The sequence below is a fragment of the Micromonospora sp. NPDC005299 genome (assembly GCF_042872345.1).
In the GTDB taxonomy this organism is placed as follows: Bacteria; Actinomycetota; Actinomycetes; order Mycobacteriales; family Micromonosporaceae; genus Micromonospora.
This window is the reverse complement of sequence record NZ_JBIAKG010000005.1, coordinates 132,930-151,023: the sequence shown is the minus strand read 5'-3', so window position 1 is coordinate 151,023 and position 18,094 is coordinate 132,930. Positions and strand designations below refer to the sequence as shown.

Here is an 18,094-nt window from a genome sequence, read left to right as displayed (position 1 = left end):
CTGGTTTCGGTGTTGGGCGTGGCACGAGATGAGGACGGCCACCGCGCTTGATCATCGATGACTGTGAGGACAACAGAAGATCGTGCGGTGGCCGTGGGCCACGGCGTAGACCCCGCCGGGGTGGCGGGTCATCCTGGACGAGGCGGTGACGCGTGTCGCGGGCCGATTCGTGCGGGTGGAGCCGCGCCGGACCGCCGGGCAGTTCGGGGAGAAGGGTTGCTGTCGGGCGTGGAACGCCAAGCTGCTGGTCCGAGCGGCCCGCGGATCGACGCGGCCCCGGAGAAATCTCTCGCCGCGACGCAGCCAATCCCTCCGACCCCCGTTTCGCACGCGTCGCTGACAGCTACCGAAGGACAGGGCGAAGGCAGCGCCCCACCGGGGCGGCCGGAATACGGCAGAAGGGGCCGCGGCGGCGATCGGCGCGTGGTCGATGCCCAGCTCGCCGACTCCGCCCCTCAGTGCTCGGCACCCGGGCAAAAGTGGGTGGCCTCGCCAGCCCGTCCCGCCCTACCTTGTAACTGGATCTTCTTCTCCGACCCACTCACGACAGGACTTCACCCCGCGTGACACCGCCTGCTCGTTAGACCTGACACCTTCCCCGTGCATCGGTCGCCGACGTCGCCGTCGGCTCTTTTCCCATGCCTTCCGTCAAGTCTTCAGAGGGATCATGTCTACGCGTCCTCATATCGTGCTGTCCTGGGCCCTTCGGCGCACGCGCCTTCCCCTGCTCGCGTTCCGCTGCGTCCACTGCCATTCCGGCCTCGCCAGCCCCGGCGACGGCAAGTTCGGTGTCAATGCCAACGGCAAACTCGTCGACATCTGGCTCCTGGTCGCCTGCGTTTGCTGCGACCGCACCAGCAAACGCACCGGTCACGATCGCGTCCGGGTCCGGTACCTGGATCCGATCCTTCTGCGGCCCTGCTCCGGCAACTCCTCTGCCCTCGTCGCCCGCCTCCCTCTCGACCCGCTGATCGCCCGGCGCAACCGGGTCGCCCTGGAGCAGGACTCATGCTGGGAACTGCTCGCCGCGTCCCCTCCCGAAAGCCCCTGGCCCGTCCAGGTGTCGGTCATCTTCGACGACCCCGTGCCTCTTCGCCCCGAACGGCTCATCGCCCACGGGGCTGGGCACCAGCCGCGGGAAGATCGCTCACCGCGTCAAGTTCGGTATCCCGCCGAACCGCAGAACTCACCGGAACCACTCGTTCGTCCTGCGATGAGCCGCCGTCGTGGGCCTGAGCCGGGGCGAGGAGCAAGGTGGCCTTGCCCCGGACTGCATCAGGCGGCGGTCCGCGCGCGGTCGCTCCTGACCGGGCGCGAACCAGCTTCGGGGCCGGCCCGATACCGGCGACGAAGGTGAACGCTTGGGTGCATACATCCGGACGTGTCGATGAGCGAGCACGTCGTTCCGCCCGCCCGCCGAGAAAACCCATTGCGAGTGGCCGGCACCGGATATCTGGTTGATCGGCCACCGATCGCGGGAGGGAACATGACGCGCATGTCGCTGCCAACCCCCACGCTGCACACCACTCGCCTTAGACTGCGTCCCTTCGGCGACGCGGATGCGAACGACCTGTTCGCGCTGCACAGCAGCGCCTACGTGCTGCGCTACTGGGACGCGCCGCCGTGGAGCGATCGCGTGCGCGCCGAGCGGTTCATCACGGCTTGCCGGCAGATGGCAGAGGAGGGCACCGGGACGCGACTGGCCGTGGATAGCATCTCCGACGGGGCATTCATCGGCTGGTGCAGCCTGAACCGGTGGAATCCGGAGTACCGCAGCGCATCGCTGGGCTACTGCTTCGCCGATGCGGCGTGGGGCCACGGCTACGCAACGGAGGCCGCGCGCGCTTTGCTGCGGTGGGCATTCGACACGCTGGACCTGAACCGCGTCCAGGCTGAGACCGACACACGCAACGTGGCATCTGCCCGCGTGCTGGAGAAGCTCGGGTTCGTGCGCGAAGGGACGTTGCGGGAAGACTGCATCGTGAACGGCGAGGTCTCCGACTCGTGGGTCTACGGGCTGATCAGGCGAGAGTGGCGGCCCTCGGCCGAGCCGGTGCCCGCCCGCTGAGTCCTCTCTCCCTCGCGCGACGTCGCCCGGCGTGCTTCGCCTCGCTGCGTCGAGGGCCGGCACCGGGCACTCCCATACCGCTGTGCGCTCGGGTAGCGGTCCCTTGTGGCGTCACCTTCGTGGCGACGATGAAACGGACGCGGTCCGGACATGACATTTCCCTTGCGCAAGCGGCCATACTGACCGTGCGGGCCGGGGCCCGACCACGAAGGAGGTGGCCGCTTTGCCGATCGGTCGGCTCCACCATCCGATCGTCGACTGCCCGGATCCGATGGTCGAGGCGCGTTTCTGGAGCGCAGTCCTCGGCGACCCGATCACCTACGCGGACGAGGACTTCGTCGTCGTGTCGGCCAGCACGTCGGCCTCCGGGCTGGCGTTTCAGCGCGCCGCCGACCTCACGCCGCCTACGTGGCCGGAGTCGGCAGTGCCCCAGCAGATGCACCTCGACGTGATGGTTGACGACCAGGCTGCGGCAGGGGAGGCAGTGCTCGCGCTGGGCGCGCGGCCGTTGCCCGGCGATCACGTTTACGCCGATCCGGCCGGCCACCCGTTCTGCCTGATCAGGCGCCCTACCTGGGCGCCACCCGTGAACTGAGCTCAGCCCTGGCTCGTGCTCAGGACCGGCGCGGCTCACCTCGGCAACCACTTGATCGTCCGGCCGACCGGCAACTGCCAAGCCGGCCGGTGTCGGAGCCCCCGGCTTGATCCGGTACGCACGACTGCCGCCGGCCGCGCGCCCACCACCCGCCGCCGCCCGACCCTTCTCCGGGCGTCAGCAGCGGTCGAGGTCCTCAGCGAGGCGCCGATCTCGATTTCCGGCTCGACGTCCATCGGCTGGTACGGGCGTCCTCGGTTGCCGTTACGGCTGATAGAACTTGCACCGGCTGCACAGCAGCCTGGGCCACCCCCCGCCGACCAGGAGGCCGCCCTGGCGGCCTGACCACCACACCGATGGCACAGCGGAACGAGCTCAGACCACAGAAGTGTCAGAACGTATGGACGGAAGTGCAGGCAGCCCGTGGGCGGTAACCGGTCTGGATCCACTGGCCGGGCGGGTGTTGGAGCACCTGGTGGCCGTGCCGTCGGCGGACGCCACCGAGGTAGCGGCCGCGGTCGGGGTGTCCTCGGCGGAGGCGGAACGAGCGCTGCGGCACCTGGCGGACTCCGCACTGGCGCTGCAGATCGACGGCACGACACCGCGATGGGCGGCCGGCCCCCCACGGTCATCCCTCAGCGCCCTGCTGGCCCGGCGGCGGGCCGAGCTGGCCCGCGTCGAGGGCATCGTGGAGCGGCTTCACGAGGTGTACGAGGCGGTGTCCGGGCCGCGCGCTGCGCACCTGGTGGAGGTGCTGGAGCGCGAGGACGAGGTGCCGGCGCGCTACGGTCAGCTGCTGAAGGGGAGTTCGGTCGAGGTGCTGCATCTGGCCAAGCCGCCGTACGTGACGGCCGCGCAGCCGTCCGTCGGGGAGTCGGGAGTGGCGCCCGGGGTGCGGTTGCGGTCGGTGTACGAGACCGAGGGCTTTCACCGACGCCGTGTCGCTCAAGACGGCGCTGCGCGGGACGGGTCAGGGCGGGGAACTGCGGCTGGCGTCACGGCTGCCGGTGAAGTTGGTGGTGTTCGACCGGGCGGCGGCTCTGCTGCCGGTGCGCGGGGACCGCCCGGCGGCGGGTTCAATGGTGGTGCACTCCCCCGCGCTGGTGGTGGCGCTGGTGGCGCTGTTCGAGAGCGTGTGGGAGCGCGCCGACCCGGTGTCGCTGGCGAGCCGACACGATGGGACGGCCCCGAAGGGCAGTCTGACAGCCGTGGGGCCGGATCGGCGAACACGGGAGATCCTGCACATGATGGCGACCGGGATGAAGGACGAGGCGATCGCCCGCGTGCTCAAGGTGAACCGCCGTACCGTGCAGAAGCATGTCAGCGAAGCGGGTTCCCTGCTCGGCGCCCGGACCCGGTTCCAGATCGCGCTGCTGGCGGCGGAGCGGGAGTGGCTGAAGGAGCCGGTGAGGACTGGCGGCCGCACAGAGCCTGGCGGTCCGGCACCCGCAGCGGCCCCTCCTTCATTTTCGGTGTCGGCCACAGCTTCGACGGACGCTCCGTGCATTGAACAGTGACTCGGCTGGCCGCGGTGCTCCCGTCGTCCTCCACACGCCGCGTCTGCCGCAACTCCTCTGCTGCTTCATGCCTCGATCCGACTCGCACATCCCTACGATCGAACCTCGTCGACCAGGGCATGTCCCGAACGCGCGGCGCGCCGGGGCCGCCGTGAGGGGGTCCCGGCGCATCGTTGTTCAGCGCGCCCGCTAGCAGGGGCTCACTCGCAGGACTTGGCTCCCTTCGCGTACGCCAGGCCGAAACCGCCCGCCGACGAGTCCATGAAGATCACCTCGCGCCCTGCGCCCGCCGTCGCGAACATCTGCGCGCCCGGGCTGCACGACGCCGGCCCGACGTACTTTCCGTTGTACGTGTACTGCTTGAGCTTCGCGTTGAGCGAGTTGTCCGGGTAGCCGCCGGTCGCGAGCCAGAGGTCCACGGGGGCCTCCTCGGTGATCGTCAGGGTCGTGTCGGACAGCGTGAGGACGTCGGCGCGGATCCCTGCGGGGAGTTCTCCTCGAAGAGCAGATGGCTGGTGCCCGAGGCGAAGTCGAAGAGCCGCACGGAGTCGTTGAACGTCCCCTGGCTCCACTCGCCGTCGACGTAGTGGCCGTAGTCGCGGTTGATCACCCGCCGTTGATGCTCGGAACGAGCCGGCTGGTGGCCAGCAGGTCGTTGATAACGGCGGCCGCCTCCGCTAGGTCCGCGGCCGAGGCGTTGCTGATGACAACCCCCTGATGCTGGGGTCACGGCGGGCGGGAGGGCGGTCGGCCCGAAGATCCAGTCGACGTAGCTGTATGAACCGCCCTAATCCTCACCCCATCGGTACGTTTCCGGCCCCCGTCAACGGGTAGCACCCGCCATGCCTGGTCTGTCACTGATGCCGCTCGGCGCCAGCCTCGTGCTCGCCGATCCGGCGCAGCTGCTGCCGGCGCGCGAGCAGATGGCCTTCACTCTCGGCTTCCACATCATCCTGGTGCCGTTCGGGGTGGCCTTCACATTCCTGATGCTGATCGCGAACGCCCGCGGCATTCGCCGGAACGACGAGACTGCGCTGCTGCTGGCCCGGCGCTGGTCACAGGTGGCGGCGGTGCTGTTCGCCGTCGGCGCCGTCTCCGGCACGGTGCTGTCGTTCGAGCTCGGGCTGCTCTGGCCGCGACTGATGGGCAACTACGGCGCGGCGTTCGGCATCCCATTCGCGATCGAGGGTCTGTTCTTCTTCCTGGAAGCGATCTTCGTCGCCATCTACGTCTACGGGTGGCGGCGGATGCGCCCATGGCCACACTTCTGGACAGGGGTCCCGGTGGTGCTCTCCGGGATCGGCGGCACGTTGTCGGTGGTCGCGGCGAACGCCTGGATGAACCAGCCGGGCGGATTCACCATGCGGGACGGCAAGATCGTGGAGGTCCGCCCACTCGAGGTGATCTTCAACGACGCGTTCTGGTACGAGGCCATCCACATGCTGCTGGCCGCGTACGTGGTCGCCGGGTTCGTCATCGCCGGCGTCTACGCGGCCGGGATGCTGCGCGGCCGCCGCGACCGCTACCACCGGCTCGGCCTGCTGATACCGCTGACCGTCGCGGCGCTGGCCACCCCGGTACAGGTCTTCGTCGGCGACATCGCCGCGCGCGAGGTCTTCCGAAACGAGCCTGCGAAGTTCGCCGCGATCGAGGCCGTCCCGACCACGAGCACCCACGTACCGGAGGTGCTGGGCGGCTACTACGCGGACGGAGAGACGCACGGCGGCATCAAGATCCCCTCCGGGGGCTCGCTCCTGTCCGGTTACTCGCCGTCCACCCGCATCCAGGGCCTGGACGCCATACCCACCGAGCTGCGGCCGTCGGACCGGCAGGTCACAATCGTCCACCTCAGCTTCGACGTGATGGTCGGCATCGGCTCCGCGTTGCTGGCCCTCTCCGCCTGGTACGCGCTGGCCTGGTGGCGCCGGCGCGACCTGCCGCGCAGCAGATGGTTCCTACGGGCGATCACGGTCAGCGGTTTGCTCGCGGTGCTGGCGCTGGAGGCGGGCTGGGTGGTCACCGAGGTCGGCCGGCAGCCGTGGACGGTCCGCGGTCACCTCCTCACCCGGGACGCGGTCACCACCTCCGGCAACCTGTGGCTGTTCTTCGCCGCCACCGTCGCGCTCTATGCCGCGGTCGGCGCCACCACCGTGTACGTCCTGCGACTGCTGCGCCGCCGCTGGCGCGACCAGAGCGGGGCTACCGAGACGGACGTGCCCTACGGCCCACCCCGGTCCTCGGAGTCCGCGCCCAGCGGAGGGCAGGCGTGAGTACTTTCGCCGCCGTCGTGTTGTTCATCGGCGTCACCGCCTACGCCGTGCTCGGCGGCGCGGACTACGGTGCCGGCTTCTGGGATCTCACCGCCGGTGGTGCGCGGCGTGGGCAGGCCCCCCGGCACCTGATCGACCATACGTTGGCACCGGTGTGGGAGGCCAACCACGTATGGCTGATCTTCTGCCTCGTGATGCTCTGGACAGGCTTCCCGTCCGCCTTCGCCGCGATCATGACCACGCTCTACATCCCGCTGGGCCTCACCGCGCTGGGCATCGTGATCCGCGGCAGCGGGTTCGCATTCCGAAAGGTGGTGGTGAACACCGACCAACAGCGGGCGACCGGGGCGGCGTTCGCCACCTCGTCGGTGATCACACCGTTCTTCCTCGGCACGGTCGTCGGCGGAATCGCCTCCGGGCGGGTGCCCGCCGACGGACACGGCAAGCCCGTGACCAGCTGGGTCAACCCGACGTCGCTGCTCGGCGGGGTGCTCGCGGTCGGGGTGTGCGCGTTCGTCGCCGCGGTGTTCCTCACCGCCGAGGCCCGTACCCACGCCGACGCCCGCCTGGAGCGCTGGTTCCGCCGTCGAGCCCAGGCCAGCGCCGTGGCGACCGGCGCCGTGGCGCTGGCGGGCATCGCCATCCTGCACGCTGACGCCGGGCGTCTGTTCTCCGGGCTGACCGGCCGCGGCCTGCCCTTGGTGCTGGTCTCCGCGGCATGCGGACTGGCCAGCATCGCCCTGCTTCACCGGGCCGCGCCCCGGTTGCTGCAGGCGCTCGCCGTCAGCGCGGCCGGCACGGTGGTGGTCGGCTGGGGCGTCGCGCAGTACCCGTACCTCCTGGGCACCCACCTACGCATCGACGAGGCCGCCGCTCCCGACGCCACCCTGACGTCGCTCACCCTCGTCGCCGCCGCGGCGCTCCTGCTCGTCGTGCCGGCCATGGCACTGCTGTTCGTCCTGCACCAGCGCGGTCGCCTGGACGCCGCCTGACTCCGTTCACGCTGGCATTCTGCCGGCCCACGGCCGGTTCGAGATTCGTTGGTGGTCTCGCGGCATTGGGTTAGAGCGACGTGGGCTCCAGCGGATGGAGGAGATGGCGTGTCACATCCTCGACTGGGTTTGCCGAGATTCCTGCCCAGCCCGGTGAACGACGACGAACTCGTCTACCGATGGGTTTTCCGCGCACCGCCCGAGCTGGTGTAGCGGTGCCTCATCGAGCCCGCCGAGCTCGCGCATTTCTGGGGCCCGCGAGGAATGGCCATCCCGGTCGACGGCGTCATTGTCGAACTCCACATCGGCTTGGTATCTGAAGTTGCTCATTGCCCACGCGCCGGGCGGGTGACCACTTCGGGTGCGCCGAAGAGGTCGCCGCTCAGGAAGCCCTGCTCACAGAGTGCTGGGCGGTGCGCAGCGCCTCGGGGGCGGCAGCGGGCCGCACGCTCCGGCACGCCCAAGAGCAGCTGACAGCGCTGCATGAGCGGCCCCGGCAGGTCGGCGACCGGCCATAGGGTGCCGATCACGCATCCTGCGCCGGCTCGCAGGAAGCCTGCGGGCAGGCCGACCGTCTCGTTCGGCAGCCGCCGGGCGTCGGTCACGGCCGTCTGGCATTCTCGATATCCGCCGCTTGCCACCGGATCTGATGGCACCCTGAACGCGGGGAGGCGGTCGCGAGCCCGGGAGAGGCGGCATCGGGATCACGGTGAACGGCTTCTGATGCGTACCGCGTTGATCGTGTTGGCCGCGATGGCGGCGGCCGTGGTCGTGGACCTGGTCTCCGGCGTGCTGGTCCGTCGGGTTGCCCGTGGCCGCTACAAGTGGCTGCTGGAGCCGCTGCGGCACGCCTGCCGCCGCCCGGCAGCCACGGTCCTGCTGGTCGGGGCGCTGTACTATACGCTGCCGCCCGGACCGGCCGGGTGGCAGCGTTATCTGCGGCACGCCAACGTGCTGGTCCTGGTCGCCGTCGGTGCGTGGCTGGTGGTCAAGGCATTGCACGTCGCCGAGGCGGTCGCGTTCAGCCGGCTGCCGAGCGATTTGCTCACGAGCCGGCGGGTCCGGCGGGCGCGGACCCAGATCCGTCCGGTGCGGCGGCTCACGGTGGCCGTTGTCACGGTCCTCGCGGTCGGCCTGATCCTGATCACCTTCCGGCCGGTACGCCTCTTCGGCATCTCCATTCTGACCTCAGCCGGGGTGATCAGCGCGCTGATCGGCCTCTCCGCCCGAACCGCGCTCGGCAACGCGTTCGCCGGCATCCAGGTCGCCTTCGCCGACGGGCTGCACGTCGGCGACGTGCTGGTGGTGGACGGCGAATGGGGCCGGGTCGAGGAGGTGAAGCTGACCAACGTGGTGATCCGGCTCTGGGACGACCGTGTGCTCGTCCTGCCGACCACGTACTTCACCGAGCGGCCGTTCCAGAACTGGACCCGGAACGAGTCGCGGGTGATCGGCAAGATCCAGCTACATGTCGACCACACCGCCGACCTGGACGACCTGCGCCGGGAGGCACGCCGACTGGTCGAGTCCTCACCGCTGTGGGATCGAGACCGGTGGGTGCTCCAGATGGTCGACGTCACCCCACAGACCGTGGTCATCCAGGTGCAGGCCTCCGCCGCGGACGGCGCCAGCGCCTGGGACCTGCGCTGCGACCTGCGCGAGGGAATGATCCGCTACCTGCGCAACCAGCACCCCCAGTGGCTGCCCCGCACCCGCAGCCAGTACCAGCCCTGACCAGCGGGTCGGGCGCGGCCGCCCGGGCGCGGATGAATGAGTCGGCGCCTACCGGGGACTAGCTGGACCAGGCGACAGGGACGGGAGGCAGCGATGGGCGTCGACCGGGACTGCACCGAGGTGCAAGACGACTTCGTCCGGGTCACCCGTGCCGTCAACGCTCCCACCGGCCACGTCTTCGAGTACGTCATCAACGTCGACCTGAGCCACATCTTCCCCCAGAACCGGGCACTCGCCGGCAATCGTGCGCCGGCAGCGTCACCATCGACTGGAACACCCCGGGCCTGCGCCGGACGAACGCCTCCGACGACGGCTCGACCAACGAGGAGGAACTGCTGACGGTGGAGCCGCCGAACTCGATCTCGTACCGGATCGACAACTTCAGCTCGCCGCGGCTGCGCGAAATGGACGACAACATCGAGGGGTCGTGGTGCTTCAGCGACCAGGAGGACGGGACCACGAGCATCGAGTGGACGTACGCCTGAACCCCAGCATCGCCCGGCGTACCGGTCATGAAGACCGCGTCATTTCCCGTGACCATTTACGCTCCCCGACTGCGGACCCCACCGCTCGCCCGTGCTGTCCAGGCCACGCGTCGTACTCGCGCCCATCTCCTCGGAGATGTCGCACTGAAGATCGTCCGAACCACATCCTCGACTCGGCGCCAGCGGATCGTTGCCGGTCCGGAAGTTGTCAGCCCTCCTGTTCGCCGGCGTTCGCGATGGCTAGGAATCTCTCGAACTCCTCCAGCATGCTGCCAGCGTCACCACCCGCCGACACGAACATTGCGACCGCATCTCGCATCATCTCGGCGGTCCACCGGTCCAGGTGCAGCGTCATCCAATCGCGTGGATCCACCGCGTCGACGAAGACTTCGGGAAAGCGCTCGCGGATGAGCCGCGCCGCCTCCTCAGCCTCCTGCTGGCTCATGGAGGTTGTCGACAGCGTCCAGAACTCTTCTGGTCGAAATCGGTCGTGACCCGAGTCGTGGGTGTTCAGCACGTCCCGATGGTAGGCGTCCTGGGACCTACCACTTCCGATCATCGGCACGTCCGGACGTTGGGCGCCTGTCGAGCGGCACGAGGTCAAGCCCAATACGCAGGTCGACGCCCTTCTGCTGGCCGTCCATGCCGAACCGGCCGAGCCGCAACTTGACCTTGGGCACCTCGCCGATGCGCTGTTGCTGGGAATCGGGCACACCGTCCTTCGCTGAGTCGTACCAGTGCACCCGCAGCACCGACAGCTCCGACATCCTCTCGGCCTGCCGAACAAGCGCGGCAATCAGCGGGCGCGGGTTCCCGCCGCGAGGTAGCGCTTCGACCATCGTCAACGCGCTGGTCAGGCTCGCGCTGCCCCAGTCGGTCCGTGACATGATGGCGCCCATGGGGAAGCAGCAGGACGTCGGCGGGCCTGATCGTCACAGCGGGTCAGGTACCACCGCCCACCGTGCGGTCGGTGGGAGCGTCGACGCGCGGCTCGCCGTCGCGCAGGACCCCGCAACGCCACAGATGACCCTCATCGACTTAGCGTCCGACCCGTCGGCTGTGGTCCGTAAGGCGGTCGCGGCCCGGACCGACGCACCCGCGCAGGCACTGCGACCGCTGACCCGAGACCATGATCGTCAGGTCCGGGAGGCCGTGGCAAGAAACCCTTCGACCTCGGTCGCCAATCTGTTGCGTCTCGTCAAAGACGCCGACCGGTGGGTCCGCTGGGCGGTCGCCGGCAACCCGGCTTGCGACGAGTCGGTTCGCCGGGTGATGTCAGAGGCACCCGACAAGGAGCTTCGTGGCCTCCTCGCGGAGATGCGGGAGTTGGAGCCCGATCTGGCCGCCAGGCTGATCGACGACGTCTCACCCGAGGTACGGGAACGACTCGCCACCCACACCCACGACCCCGACGTGATCACCGCTCTGATGGCCGATCGCACCGCACGCGTACGCAAGGGGGTCGCCCGCAACCCGCGGACCACCGCCGAGCAGCGCACCGCGCTTGCCCAGGACCCCGTGGTCGACGTCCGTGCCGCGCTGGTCCGCGCGGTCCAGCTGGACGAGGCGGATCTGGAACGCCTGGTTGACGACCGTTCGGTGCAGGTCCGACTGGCGATGGCAAAATCTGAGGTCATCCCGCCGCACATCCGGCGGGCCCTCGAGCGCGATCCCGACGATACGGTGGCCGGCGCGGCGCGGGGTTTCCGCCCGGCGTCTGGCAACTCCCCAGTGATACGGGCTCCACGCGTCGGTCACCGGCCCTCCAGGACCGACCCAGGTCGACCGGGCGGCGCCGCACGCTAAGGCCGCGGTATCCCTGCCACGGCCATACCGGGCGGGCACGTCCCGCCACGGCGAACCCACCCTGGTCCGCCACCCGATTCCGTCGATCAACTGCCGTCTCGTCCACTTCCGCAGACGACCCCGTCAAGGCTCGTGGTTCAGTCACGGTTCAGGTGTGGGTCGTCAATCACCCGGATGACGCCAGCATGGCTGCGGGCCCGCGACGCACAGGTTGAAGATCAAGCTAGTGTTCTGTCTCAGTTTTGACTAGCCACTTGCTGGAGGGCGACTCGTCCACGTCGGACCTTGGCCAGGATCGATTCGGCGGTGGCGGTCCACACGAACGGCTTCGGGTCATCGTTGTGCACGCGCAGGTACTCCTCGATCGCGGCGACGAGGTCGTCGACGCTGCGGAACACGCCACGGCGGATCATCTTCTCGGTCAGGTCGGCGAACCAGCGCTCAACGAGGTTGAGCCAGGACGAGCTGGTCGGGGTGAAGTGCAGGTGAAAACGCGGGTGCTTGGCCAGCCATGCCTTGACGTTGGGGTGGGTGTGGGTGCCGTAGTTGTCGACGATCAGGTGGATCTGCAGCTTGCGGGGCACGGAGGTGTCGATCGTGCGCAGGAACCGCAGGAGCTCGTCGTGCCGGTGCCGGGCGAAGCACTTGCCGATCACCTTGCCGGTCAGCACATCCAACGCGGCGAACAGGGTCGTGGTGCCGTGGCGCTTGTAGTCGTGGGTCATCGTGCCGGCCCGCCCGGGCTTGAGCGGCAGGCTCGGCTGGGTGCGGTCCAACGCCTGGATCTGCGATTTTTCGTCCATGCACAAGACCACCGCCTTGTCCGGCGGGTTCAGGTACAGGCCCACGACGTCGACGAGCTTCTCCTCGAACCGCTTGTCGTTGGACAGCTTGAACGTTTCCACCAGGTGCGGCTTGAGCCCTCGGGCGTCCCACACCCGCTGCACCGTCGCCGGACTCACACCGACCTTCGCCGCCATCGACCGGCACGACCAGTGCGTCGTCCCCTCCGGCTTCGAGTGCAGCGTCAACTCCACAATCTCATCGATCGTGGCCTGCGGAATCGACGCCTTACGGCCACGACCCGGCGCGACCCTGCCCAGATCGGCCAGACCACGCTCGGCGAACTCGGACCGCCATGCCCGCACCGTCACCCGGGTCACCCCGGCCAGCACCGCATTGTCGGCGTTGGACATCCCGTCCGCGGCGCGCAGCAGCACCTGCGCCCGCTGCACCAGCCGATGCTCGACCGTGCGCGACTTGGCAAGAGACTCCAGCAGTTCCCGCTGGCCGGGTTCGAGCACCAGTGGTGCGGCAGAACGTGTCACGTCCAGAGCTTACAAAAACGGCTAGATATTTGCGAGACAGAACACTAGGGGCGCTCAGGCGGTACGGCGCCGTTTGGTGGCGATCCTGCACCCTCACATGCCGACGAGCGTTCCTCCTGAGGTCGCGCTTTGGTTTGGACCGTCGTCTAGGGTGCGTCGTTATGGACGAGTCGCGCGGGTCAGGAGTCCTCCGTCATCAGTCGTTGCACGACGGGTTCGTGCCGGCGGAAGGGCCGCAGGAGGCATTCGCCGACGCTATCGATCGACACGTCGAGGAACACTTCGGGCCTGTGGAGTTCGTCTACCACGAGATCGCCTCGCACCTGGTCGGTGTGCATGTCTATGTCGTGGCACCGACCGAGGAACGCCCGTACCGGACGCTGATCACTTCTGGGATGAGTGAGCTGCCGATGATGGTCCCGGAGGGCCACGGCATCAGCCCGTACGCCGAACTGATGCTCAGCCTGCCTGCGGGTTGGCCGCTGACCGAGGTAGCCGGACTTGACAACCCAGCCGGGTGGCCGCTGCAAGTACTCAAACAGGTTGCTCGACTACCGCACGAGTACGGCACCTGGATCGGCGAGTGGCATTCTGTGCCGAACGGCGATCCCGCCCAGCCGTACGTTAAGGGCACCCCGTTCGCGGGAGTCGTCGTCGCGCCGATGCTGCGTGTGCCGCCCCAGGCTCGGACGATCGAAGTCCCCGGCGGCATCCGAATCGCGTTGCTCGCGCTGATCCCTCTTCATCCGGATGAGATGGTGGTCAAGGTTGACCGCGGCACGGATGCACTCATCGAGGTGCTCGATCGGGGCCGCGTCACCGAATTGCTGGACCCGCACCGGCCGTCGTACGCCTGACGGCTCGAACGTGCGCGCTGACCAAGGTCGCGTGCACGCTTCTGTCGCAGACCGCGCGTCACGCGCGGTAAGCAGCGGGCGTCCGCTGTCTCGGGCGGTGGTCGCTGGTCGCTGGTCGCTGGTCGCTGGTCGCTCAAGTGTCGGCAGCGGTGGCGTGGAGGCGATCGGAGGGGTCAACACCAAGATCAGTTGGTGAAGCGTCAGATGTCCAGGCGTGTCGGCTTCCCACTCTTACGACACCGCATCCTTTTCGGCTGACGTCGCCCTCCGTCACCGCCGGAAGTGAGACAGCCGAACGTTGAGGAAGAGCCGTTCACGAGACGACCCCCTTCTCGGAGGCCTTGGAGTTCAGGAACAGTTCGAGGGCCTCGACGACGAGGCGGTGGTCGTCGAGTTGGGGCAGTCCTGAGACGGTGACGGTGCCGACCGGGCCGGTGCCCCTGAGGATGATCGGGAAGCAGCCGCCGTGCGCGGCGTACCGGGCCGCGTCGAGGTGGGATTGTTCCTCGAAGGTGGTGCCACGGTCGCGGTAGGTCTGACCCACAAGGTAGGAGCTGTGTCCGAACCGGCGGACGACGCGGATCTTGCGTTCGATCCAGTCGTCGTTGTCGGCAGAGGTGCCGTGCAGCGCGTAGTGGAAAAGTTGCTGGTCGCCGAGGCGGATGTCGACGGTGACAGCGTGGCCGCGCTGTCTGGCCAGCCCGACCAGGCGAGTTCCCAGGTCCCACGCGTCGTCATGGTCAAAGCGGTCGAACTGGAGGCGTTCTTCCTGCTCCCGAAGCTCCGGCGTCACGGCGTACCGTTCCCTTCCTCGATCGTCCAAACGATCTAAGCAGAGGAAGAACCGGCGAGCGGAACGTTCCTCGTGCCGTACGTCCATCAGCAGATCGGGGTCATGCCGGCATCCGCGTCTGCCGCAGACGGTGAGCGGCGCACGTGGGGGTGGTCAAGCTCCATAAACTCTCCCCCAGCCTGCTACGTTGGCAGGTCGCCTGTCGTCGTCGAGGTAGCCGATGAGCGGGTGTGTCCAAGTTCTGGACTTCGGCGCGGCATATCCGGTGGCCGATCAGGGGCAAGCTTCAGGTCGCGCACGTAGGGGTGCTGCGAGCATGGCGAACCGGCCGGCCGTGTTCACTTCGTTCGAAAGATCGAGGATTGGGCCGAGCGCGGCGGCCCAACCGTGGCAGAACAGTTGCCAACCGTCGTGTACGACCAACCCATCATGAGTGCGGGCTTGCCGCAGCATGGCCAGGTCACCCCGGTAGTTCAGGTCCCACACGAGGGCAGCGGGTGGGAACTCGGCGACTGGCGACAGGGGGTTACCGGGACGGTCCTTGCCGAGTCCGGTGGCGTTGACGACGAGCGTTCCGGGCGGACCGGACGCGACGAGGTGATCCCATGGACCTGCACCGAGATGTACCTCGAGGCGCACTCGCCGGGACTCGGCCCACGGACCGAGCACGGCCTGCAGATGGCGGCCAGCCGCAGCGCTCCGGTCGGTGAACACCAAGCGGGCCGGCGGCACGGGACGGGCAAGCAGATGACGGCCGAGCGCGATCGCGCTACCGCCGGCTCCCAGACAGACGACGTGTTCTCCGTCGGGCCAGATGTCATCGACGACTCGCCCGATCGAGATCGGGTCCCGAGCGAAGCCGGCCAGCCTGCCCGTCTCACGGCGTAACGCGTTGACCTCTCCGCACTCGGCCGCCAACGGGTCGAGCCAGTCGACCAGGTCGCCAGCCTCGCGCAGTACGGCCACCTTGTGCGTCGTGATGACCGCGCCGAGAACCTCATCGCTGCCCGCCAGCTCGGTCATCAAGGCGCGGTACGCCTCAGCAGGTGCCGCCAAGGGCACGTCGCGACCGACGAGACGTACATCAAGACCAAGGTCACCCATCCAGATCGGGAACGCCTCATGGATCAACGACTTGCCTGTCGACACCCCAACGAACCAGACCATGGACGCCACCGGCCAAGGGTAATCGGCACCCAGCAGCCATCCTCATCCAGCCGCACGGCGAGCGCGGAGAGGCGGCTCAGTCGAACCAGTTGAACAGCAGGTCACCGAGCCGGCTCGGCTGGTGGTAGGCGACCTCCCGGCGTTCTTCTTCGGTAAGAGAGGGCAGGTGTCGGTCGTTGAGCGGCTGATTCAGATCTGCCGCGGTGGCGACCCGCAGCCCTGCCGGGCGGTAGATGTCCCCGCCGGCAACGTCAACGAACACCGCGTTGATCATGTGGGGATCTTGCTGTTCGGCTCCAGCGACCAGAAAGGCCGCAGCGTTGAAGAGGATGCTCAACGGCTTGCCATCACCGAATCGCATATCGCTCGCGTTCGGCTACCGCTCGCAGGATCCGCTGTCGAGGTGGAAGTACCTCGCGTTGGCCCAGCGGCAGAGCCGGATGCCGACGACTATGCCGGCGATCGTGACCAAGGCGGGGAGGTACCCGCTGGCAACTTGCACGATGGGGATCGCCGGGCAGCCACCCGAGATCGCCCAGCCGGTGCCGAAGAGCACTGCGCCGGGGATCACGCCGGCATGGATGCGACCTGGGGTGCGGCGGACGCGCAATACGGCGAATACCACGACGATGATCGCTACGCCGCCGGCGAAGGCCAGGAACATGCGAAGATCCTGGAAGGTGAACATACGGTTCAGTTCGGCGTAGTCGCCGAACCCGACGTTCGCGACGGTATAGCCCAGAGCCAGCCCAGCGATGATGTTAGCGACGAGTATCCCGCCCCGGGTACGCATCAGATCACCTTCCACAGCAGGAACGACACGAGGACGCCGGCGCCGAAGAAGACGGCAGTCGCGACGATGCTGACCGGCTGTAGCCGGCCACAGCCATTGAGCCCGTGACCGCTGCTGCACCCTCCGGCGAGACGGGTACCGAAGCCGACGAGTACCCCGCCGACGAACAACGCGCCAATCATTTCGATCGGTTTGTCGGTCACGATCTGGCCGAAGGCGTCGCCCATGTCGAGGCGGAGCTGGAAGCGGCCGCCAGTAACCGCCGCTGCCCACCCGCCGACGAAGACCGACAGGAGCAGGGCGACCTGGCTGACCAAGGGTGCCGGGAGCAGGCTCGCCAGTGAGAAACTCGGCGAGGCAGGTGGTCGCCCGTCCTGCCGCGGTGCCGGCGCGTCGCCGTGCGGGGCGGGATGCGCAGCAGGTGCCGCCGAAACGGCTCCGAACTGGTCGGCGGCGGCCGCGGCGAGAGCCTCGGCGAGGACACGTTCGTCAGCGAACTGCTCGTTCACCCGTTCGACCCGGCGTTCGGCGCGCCAGTGCAGCACGCGGTCCCACGCACCGGACACCCCGAAGGATCGATCGGTCGTGACGGCGTAGTTGATGGTGGTGAGAGCGAGCCCGACAGCCCCCGCCCACCAGGGCCAGTATTCAGTCATGCGGGACCTGCAATCCAATCTACGAGTCGGGTCCACCACCGGACCCGCCGAGGCGCCGGTGGGGCCGATGGGGTTCTGGCGGGATGGGAGCCGGTGCGGGCGAGCCGGGGTTGAAGCCTTGAGCGGGTGCCTGTACCGGGTTGAGCTCCCCGGCCGGCACCGGCTCGAACCGCTGCGAGGACCCCGGATCGAGCCGTGACGGGGGTGTCTGGCGTGCCGTGTCCGACCCCACACCGGCGGGTACGTGCCCCAGATATATCGCGTCGGCTCCATTCGGCAGGAGCGTGATCGGTACGAGCTGGCCCGTGCGGGACAGCTCATACCGAGCACATGTCAGCCAGCCCTGGGCACTGTCGCAGTAGTAGTTACGCCAGGCGCCCAAGCTTGCGTTGAGCAGCGGGAAGAGGGGGCAGTCCTGAGCATGTGAGCAGCCCATGTCACTCCGATCTGGCCAGCGTCAACCCGGCGAATGGGTGGGATGGCATGAGTTGGAGGGGCAGGTCTCGGTCAGCAAGCATACATACCGTATGGACGACTGACGATCGAATGCCGCTTTGATCAACGGCCTGGTCACGCCCCACTACGGCCTGGTCGCGGTCGGACGGCCGTTGCCCGTGGCCGATGACGCGTCCGCGTCGGCCGTCTAGTTCGCCCGACTGGCGCGGGGCCAGTCCCGCGCCCCGGTCGGCGCCGCGCGCCGAGCGTTCGCGCTGCGCGGCAAGCAGATCCCACGCCGGCGCGCCCTACGCCTCCCGCCACCGGGGGTGCTGTTGTTGTGGATCGGCGGACGTGTTGAAGCCGTGTGGGTGAGACCAGTCGGGAAGCGCAGTCCGCTGCAGTCAGACAGGCGAGCGCGTCGGCGGCCGCACAGTTCGACGGGATAGTCGCCGACTTGGCCAGCCGGAGGTCCGCGCTGAGGTCGGTCGCGAGCGCGACATCGGACGGCTGTCGCGCCAGCGTCACGAATGGCGTTTTCCCGCGCTACGCTACCGCCTTCAGTGCGGTAGAGGTGAGACCAGGCACGTCGGCTGGC

At 68.4% G+C, this 18,094-nt stretch carries 21 protein-coding genes; 10 read left to right on the top strand and 11 right to left on the bottom strand.

The window, feature by feature from the left end; translation table 11 throughout:
• Window positions 1-430 precede the first annotated feature (430 nt).
• The 4 genes from ACFYPD_RS16550 (at window position 431) to ACFYPD_RS16535 (ending at window position 4,180) form a co-directional block, all read left to right on the top strand.
• Window positions 431-1,357, top strand: coding sequence for a DUF1062 domain-containing protein (locus ACFYPD_RS16550; protein ID WP_387113667.1), 927 nt, complete (start codon window positions 431-433; stop codon window positions 1,355-1,357).
• 30 nt (window positions 1,358-1,387) lie between these two features.
• Entirely contained in the window at window positions 1,388-2,068 is a 681-nt protein-coding gene (locus ACFYPD_RS16545) for a GNAT family N-acetyltransferase (protein WP_387113666.1), read from the top strand.
• 223 nt (window positions 2,069-2,291) lie between these two features.
• The gene (locus ACFYPD_RS16540) at window positions 2,292-2,663 is read left to right on the top strand and encodes a VOC family protein (protein WP_387114375.1); all 372 of its coding nucleotides are present in this window, start codon (window positions 2,292-2,294) and stop codon (window positions 2,661-2,663) included.
• Window positions 2,664-3,601: 938 nt separating this feature from the next.
• Complete coding sequence (locus ACFYPD_RS16535) at window positions 3,602-4,180, top strand: LuxR C-terminal-related transcriptional regulator (RefSeq protein ID WP_387113664.1); 579 nt, start codon at window positions 3,602-3,604, stop codon at window positions 4,178-4,180.
• A 200-nt stretch (window positions 4,181-4,380) separates the two neighbouring features.
• Here the strand turns inward: ACFYPD_RS16535 and ACFYPD_RS16530 are convergent, their stop codons facing one another.
• Both ACFYPD_RS16530 and ACFYPD_RS16525 read right to left on the bottom strand, forming a co-directional pair.
• Window positions 4,381-4,599 carry a hypothetical protein gene (locus ACFYPD_RS16530; protein WP_387113662.1) on the bottom strand — a complete coding sequence of 73 codons (219 nt, stop codon included), beginning with the start codon at window positions 4,597-4,599 and terminating at the stop codon, window positions 4,381-4,383.
• 20 nt (window positions 4,600-4,619) lie between these two features.
• Window positions 4,620-4,790, bottom strand: a complete 171-nt coding sequence (locus tag ACFYPD_RS16525; protein ID WP_387113660.1) for a hypothetical protein — start codon at window positions 4,788-4,790, stop codon at window positions 4,620-4,622.
• Window positions 4,791-5,022: 232 nt separating this feature from the next.
• On the opposite strand from ACFYPD_RS16525, the gene ACFYPD_RS16520 reads away from it, so the two are divergent.
• Together ACFYPD_RS16520 and ACFYPD_RS16515 are read left to right on the top strand one after the other, a co-directional pair.
• Window positions 5,023-6,450: a cytochrome ubiquinol oxidase subunit I gene (locus ACFYPD_RS16520; RefSeq protein WP_387113658.1), complete on the top strand. Its 1,428-nt coding sequence runs from the start codon at window positions 5,023-5,025 to the stop codon at window positions 6,448-6,450.
• A complete protein-coding gene (locus ACFYPD_RS16515) occupies window positions 6,447-7,442 on the top strand; it encodes a cytochrome d ubiquinol oxidase subunit II (RefSeq protein WP_387113656.1) in 996 nt (331 codons plus the stop codon). The genes ACFYPD_RS16520 and ACFYPD_RS16515 overlap by 4 nt, the downstream gene beginning before the upstream one ends.
• A 326-nt stretch (window positions 7,443-7,768) precedes the next feature.
• On the opposite strand, the gene ACFYPD_RS16510 is transcribed toward ACFYPD_RS16515, so the two are convergent.
• Window positions 7,769-8,047 carry a hypothetical protein gene (locus ACFYPD_RS16510; RefSeq protein WP_387113654.1) on the bottom strand — a complete coding sequence of 93 codons (279 nt, stop codon included), beginning with the start codon at window positions 8,045-8,047 and terminating at the stop codon, window positions 7,769-7,771.
• Between the two features lie 118 nt (window positions 8,048-8,165).
• Here ACFYPD_RS16510 and ACFYPD_RS16505 point away from each other — a divergent pair, with 118 nt between their 5' ends.
• Together ACFYPD_RS16505 and ACFYPD_RS16500 are read left to right on the top strand one after the other, a co-directional pair.
• Window positions 8,166-9,176, top strand: coding sequence for a mechanosensitive ion channel family protein (locus ACFYPD_RS16505; RefSeq protein ID WP_387113652.1), 1,011 nt, complete (start codon window positions 8,166-8,168; stop codon window positions 9,174-9,176).
• A 341-nt stretch (window positions 9,177-9,517) separates the two neighbouring features.
• The gene (locus tag ACFYPD_RS16500) at window positions 9,518-9,661 is read left to right on the top strand and encodes a hypothetical protein (protein WP_387113651.1); all 144 of its coding nucleotides are present in this window, start codon (window positions 9,518-9,520) and stop codon (window positions 9,659-9,661) included.
• A 208-nt stretch (window positions 9,662-9,869) separates the two neighbouring features.
• Here the strand turns inward: ACFYPD_RS16500 and ACFYPD_RS16495 are convergent, their stop codons facing one another.
• Entirely contained in the window at window positions 9,870-10,178 is a 309-nt protein-coding gene (locus ACFYPD_RS16495) for a hypothetical protein (protein WP_387113649.1), read from the bottom strand.
• 25 nt (window positions 10,179-10,203) lie between these two features.
• The gene (locus ACFYPD_RS16490; RefSeq protein ID WP_387113647.1) at window positions 10,204-10,560 is read right to left on the bottom strand and encodes a hypothetical protein; all 357 of its coding nucleotides are present in this window, start codon (window positions 10,558-10,560) and stop codon (window positions 10,204-10,206) included.
• Here ACFYPD_RS16490 and ACFYPD_RS16485 point away from each other — a divergent pair.
• On the top strand, window positions 10,559-11,467 hold the full coding sequence (locus ACFYPD_RS16485) for a hypothetical protein (protein WP_387113645.1): 909 nt from the start codon (window positions 10,559-10,561) through the stop codon (window positions 11,465-11,467). The two genes, ACFYPD_RS16490 and ACFYPD_RS16485, sit on opposite strands and share 2 nt — an antisense overlap.
• A 236-nt stretch (window positions 11,468-11,703) precedes the next feature.
• On the opposite strand, the gene ACFYPD_RS16480 is transcribed toward ACFYPD_RS16485, so the two are convergent.
• On the bottom strand, window positions 11,704-12,801 hold the full coding sequence (locus tag ACFYPD_RS16480; RefSeq protein ID WP_387114372.1) for an IS630 family transposase: 1,098 nt from the start codon (window positions 12,799-12,801) through the stop codon (window positions 11,704-11,706).
• Between the two features lie 155 nt (window positions 12,802-12,956).
• Between ACFYPD_RS16480 and ACFYPD_RS16475 the strand changes: the two genes are divergently transcribed.
• Window positions 12,957-13,652, top strand: coding sequence for a suppressor of fused domain protein (locus ACFYPD_RS16475; RefSeq protein WP_387113643.1), 696 nt, complete (start codon window positions 12,957-12,959; stop codon window positions 13,650-13,652).
• 313 nt (window positions 13,653-13,965) lie between these two features.
• Here the strand turns inward: ACFYPD_RS16475 and ACFYPD_RS16470 are convergent, their stop codons facing one another.
• The 5 genes from ACFYPD_RS16470 to ACFYPD_RS16450 form a co-directional block, all read right to left on the bottom strand.
• Window positions 13,966-14,532 (bottom strand): heme-degrading domain-containing protein, encoded by a 567-nt coding sequence (locus ACFYPD_RS16470; protein ID WP_387113641.1) that lies wholly within the window; start codon window positions 14,530-14,532, stop codon window positions 13,966-13,968.
• A gap of 186 nt (window positions 14,533-14,718) precedes the next feature.
• A complete protein-coding gene (locus tag ACFYPD_RS16465) occupies window positions 14,719-15,621 on the bottom strand; it encodes a shikimate dehydrogenase family protein (RefSeq protein ID WP_387113639.1) in 903 nt (300 codons plus the stop codon).
• A 67-nt stretch (window positions 15,622-15,688) separates the two neighbouring features.
• The gene (locus ACFYPD_RS16460; RefSeq protein ID WP_387113637.1) at window positions 15,689-15,949 is read right to left on the bottom strand and encodes a hypothetical protein; all 261 of its coding nucleotides are present in this window, start codon (window positions 15,947-15,949) and stop codon (window positions 15,689-15,691) included.
• Between the two features lie 39 nt (window positions 15,950-15,988).
• Window positions 15,989-16,405: a YeeE/YedE thiosulfate transporter family protein gene (locus ACFYPD_RS16455; protein ID WP_387113635.1), complete on the bottom strand. Its 417-nt coding sequence runs from the start codon at window positions 16,403-16,405 to the stop codon at window positions 15,989-15,991.
• Complete coding sequence (locus ACFYPD_RS16450) at window positions 16,405-17,061, bottom strand: YeeE/YedE family protein (RefSeq protein ID WP_387113633.1); 657 nt, start codon at window positions 17,059-17,061, stop codon at window positions 16,405-16,407. The genes ACFYPD_RS16455 and ACFYPD_RS16450 overlap by 1 nt, the downstream gene beginning before the upstream one ends.
• Window positions 17,062-18,094 lie beyond the last annotated feature (1,033 nt).

Excerpts from the sequence above, each read along its gene's own strand:
- ACFYPD_RS16550 (WP_387113667.1), top strand. The coding sequence starts at position 431 with ATGCCCAGCTCGCCGACTCCGCCCCTCAGTGCTCGGCACCCGGGCAAA.
- ACFYPD_RS16545 (WP_387113666.1), top strand. The coding sequence starts at position 1,388 with ATGAGCGAGCACGTCGTTCCGCCCGCCCGCCGAGAAAACCCATTGCGA.
- ACFYPD_RS16520 (WP_387113658.1), top strand. The coding sequence starts at position 5,023 with ATGCCTGGTCTGTCACTGATGCCGCTCGGCGCCAGCCTCGTGCTCGCC.
- ACFYPD_RS16505 (WP_387113652.1), top strand. The coding sequence starts at position 8,166 with ATGCGTACCGCGTTGATCGTGTTGGCCGCGATGGCGGCGGCCGTGGTC.
- ACFYPD_RS16485 (WP_387113645.1), top strand. The coding sequence starts at position 10,559 with ATGGGGAAGCAGCAGGACGTCGGCGGGCCTGATCGTCACAGCGGGTCA.
- ACFYPD_RS16490 (WP_387113647.1), bottom strand. The coding sequence starts at position 10,560 with ATGGGCGCCATCATGTCACGGACCGACTGGGGCAGCGCGAGCCTGACC.
- ACFYPD_RS16475 (WP_387113643.1), top strand. The coding sequence starts at position 12,957 with ATGGACGAGTCGCGCGGGTCAGGAGTCCTCCGTCATCAGTCGTTGCAC.
- ACFYPD_RS16470 (WP_387113641.1), bottom strand. The coding sequence starts at position 14,532 with ATGGACGTACGGCACGAGGAACGTTCCGCTCGCCGGTTCTTCCTCTGC.
- ACFYPD_RS16455 (WP_387113635.1), bottom strand. The coding sequence starts at position 16,405 with ATGCGTACCCGGGGCGGGATACTCGTCGCTAACATCATCGCTGGGCTG.
- ACFYPD_RS16450 (WP_387113633.1), bottom strand. The coding sequence starts at position 17,061 with ATGACTGAATACTGGCCCTGGTGGGCGGGGGCTGTCGGGCTCGCTCTC.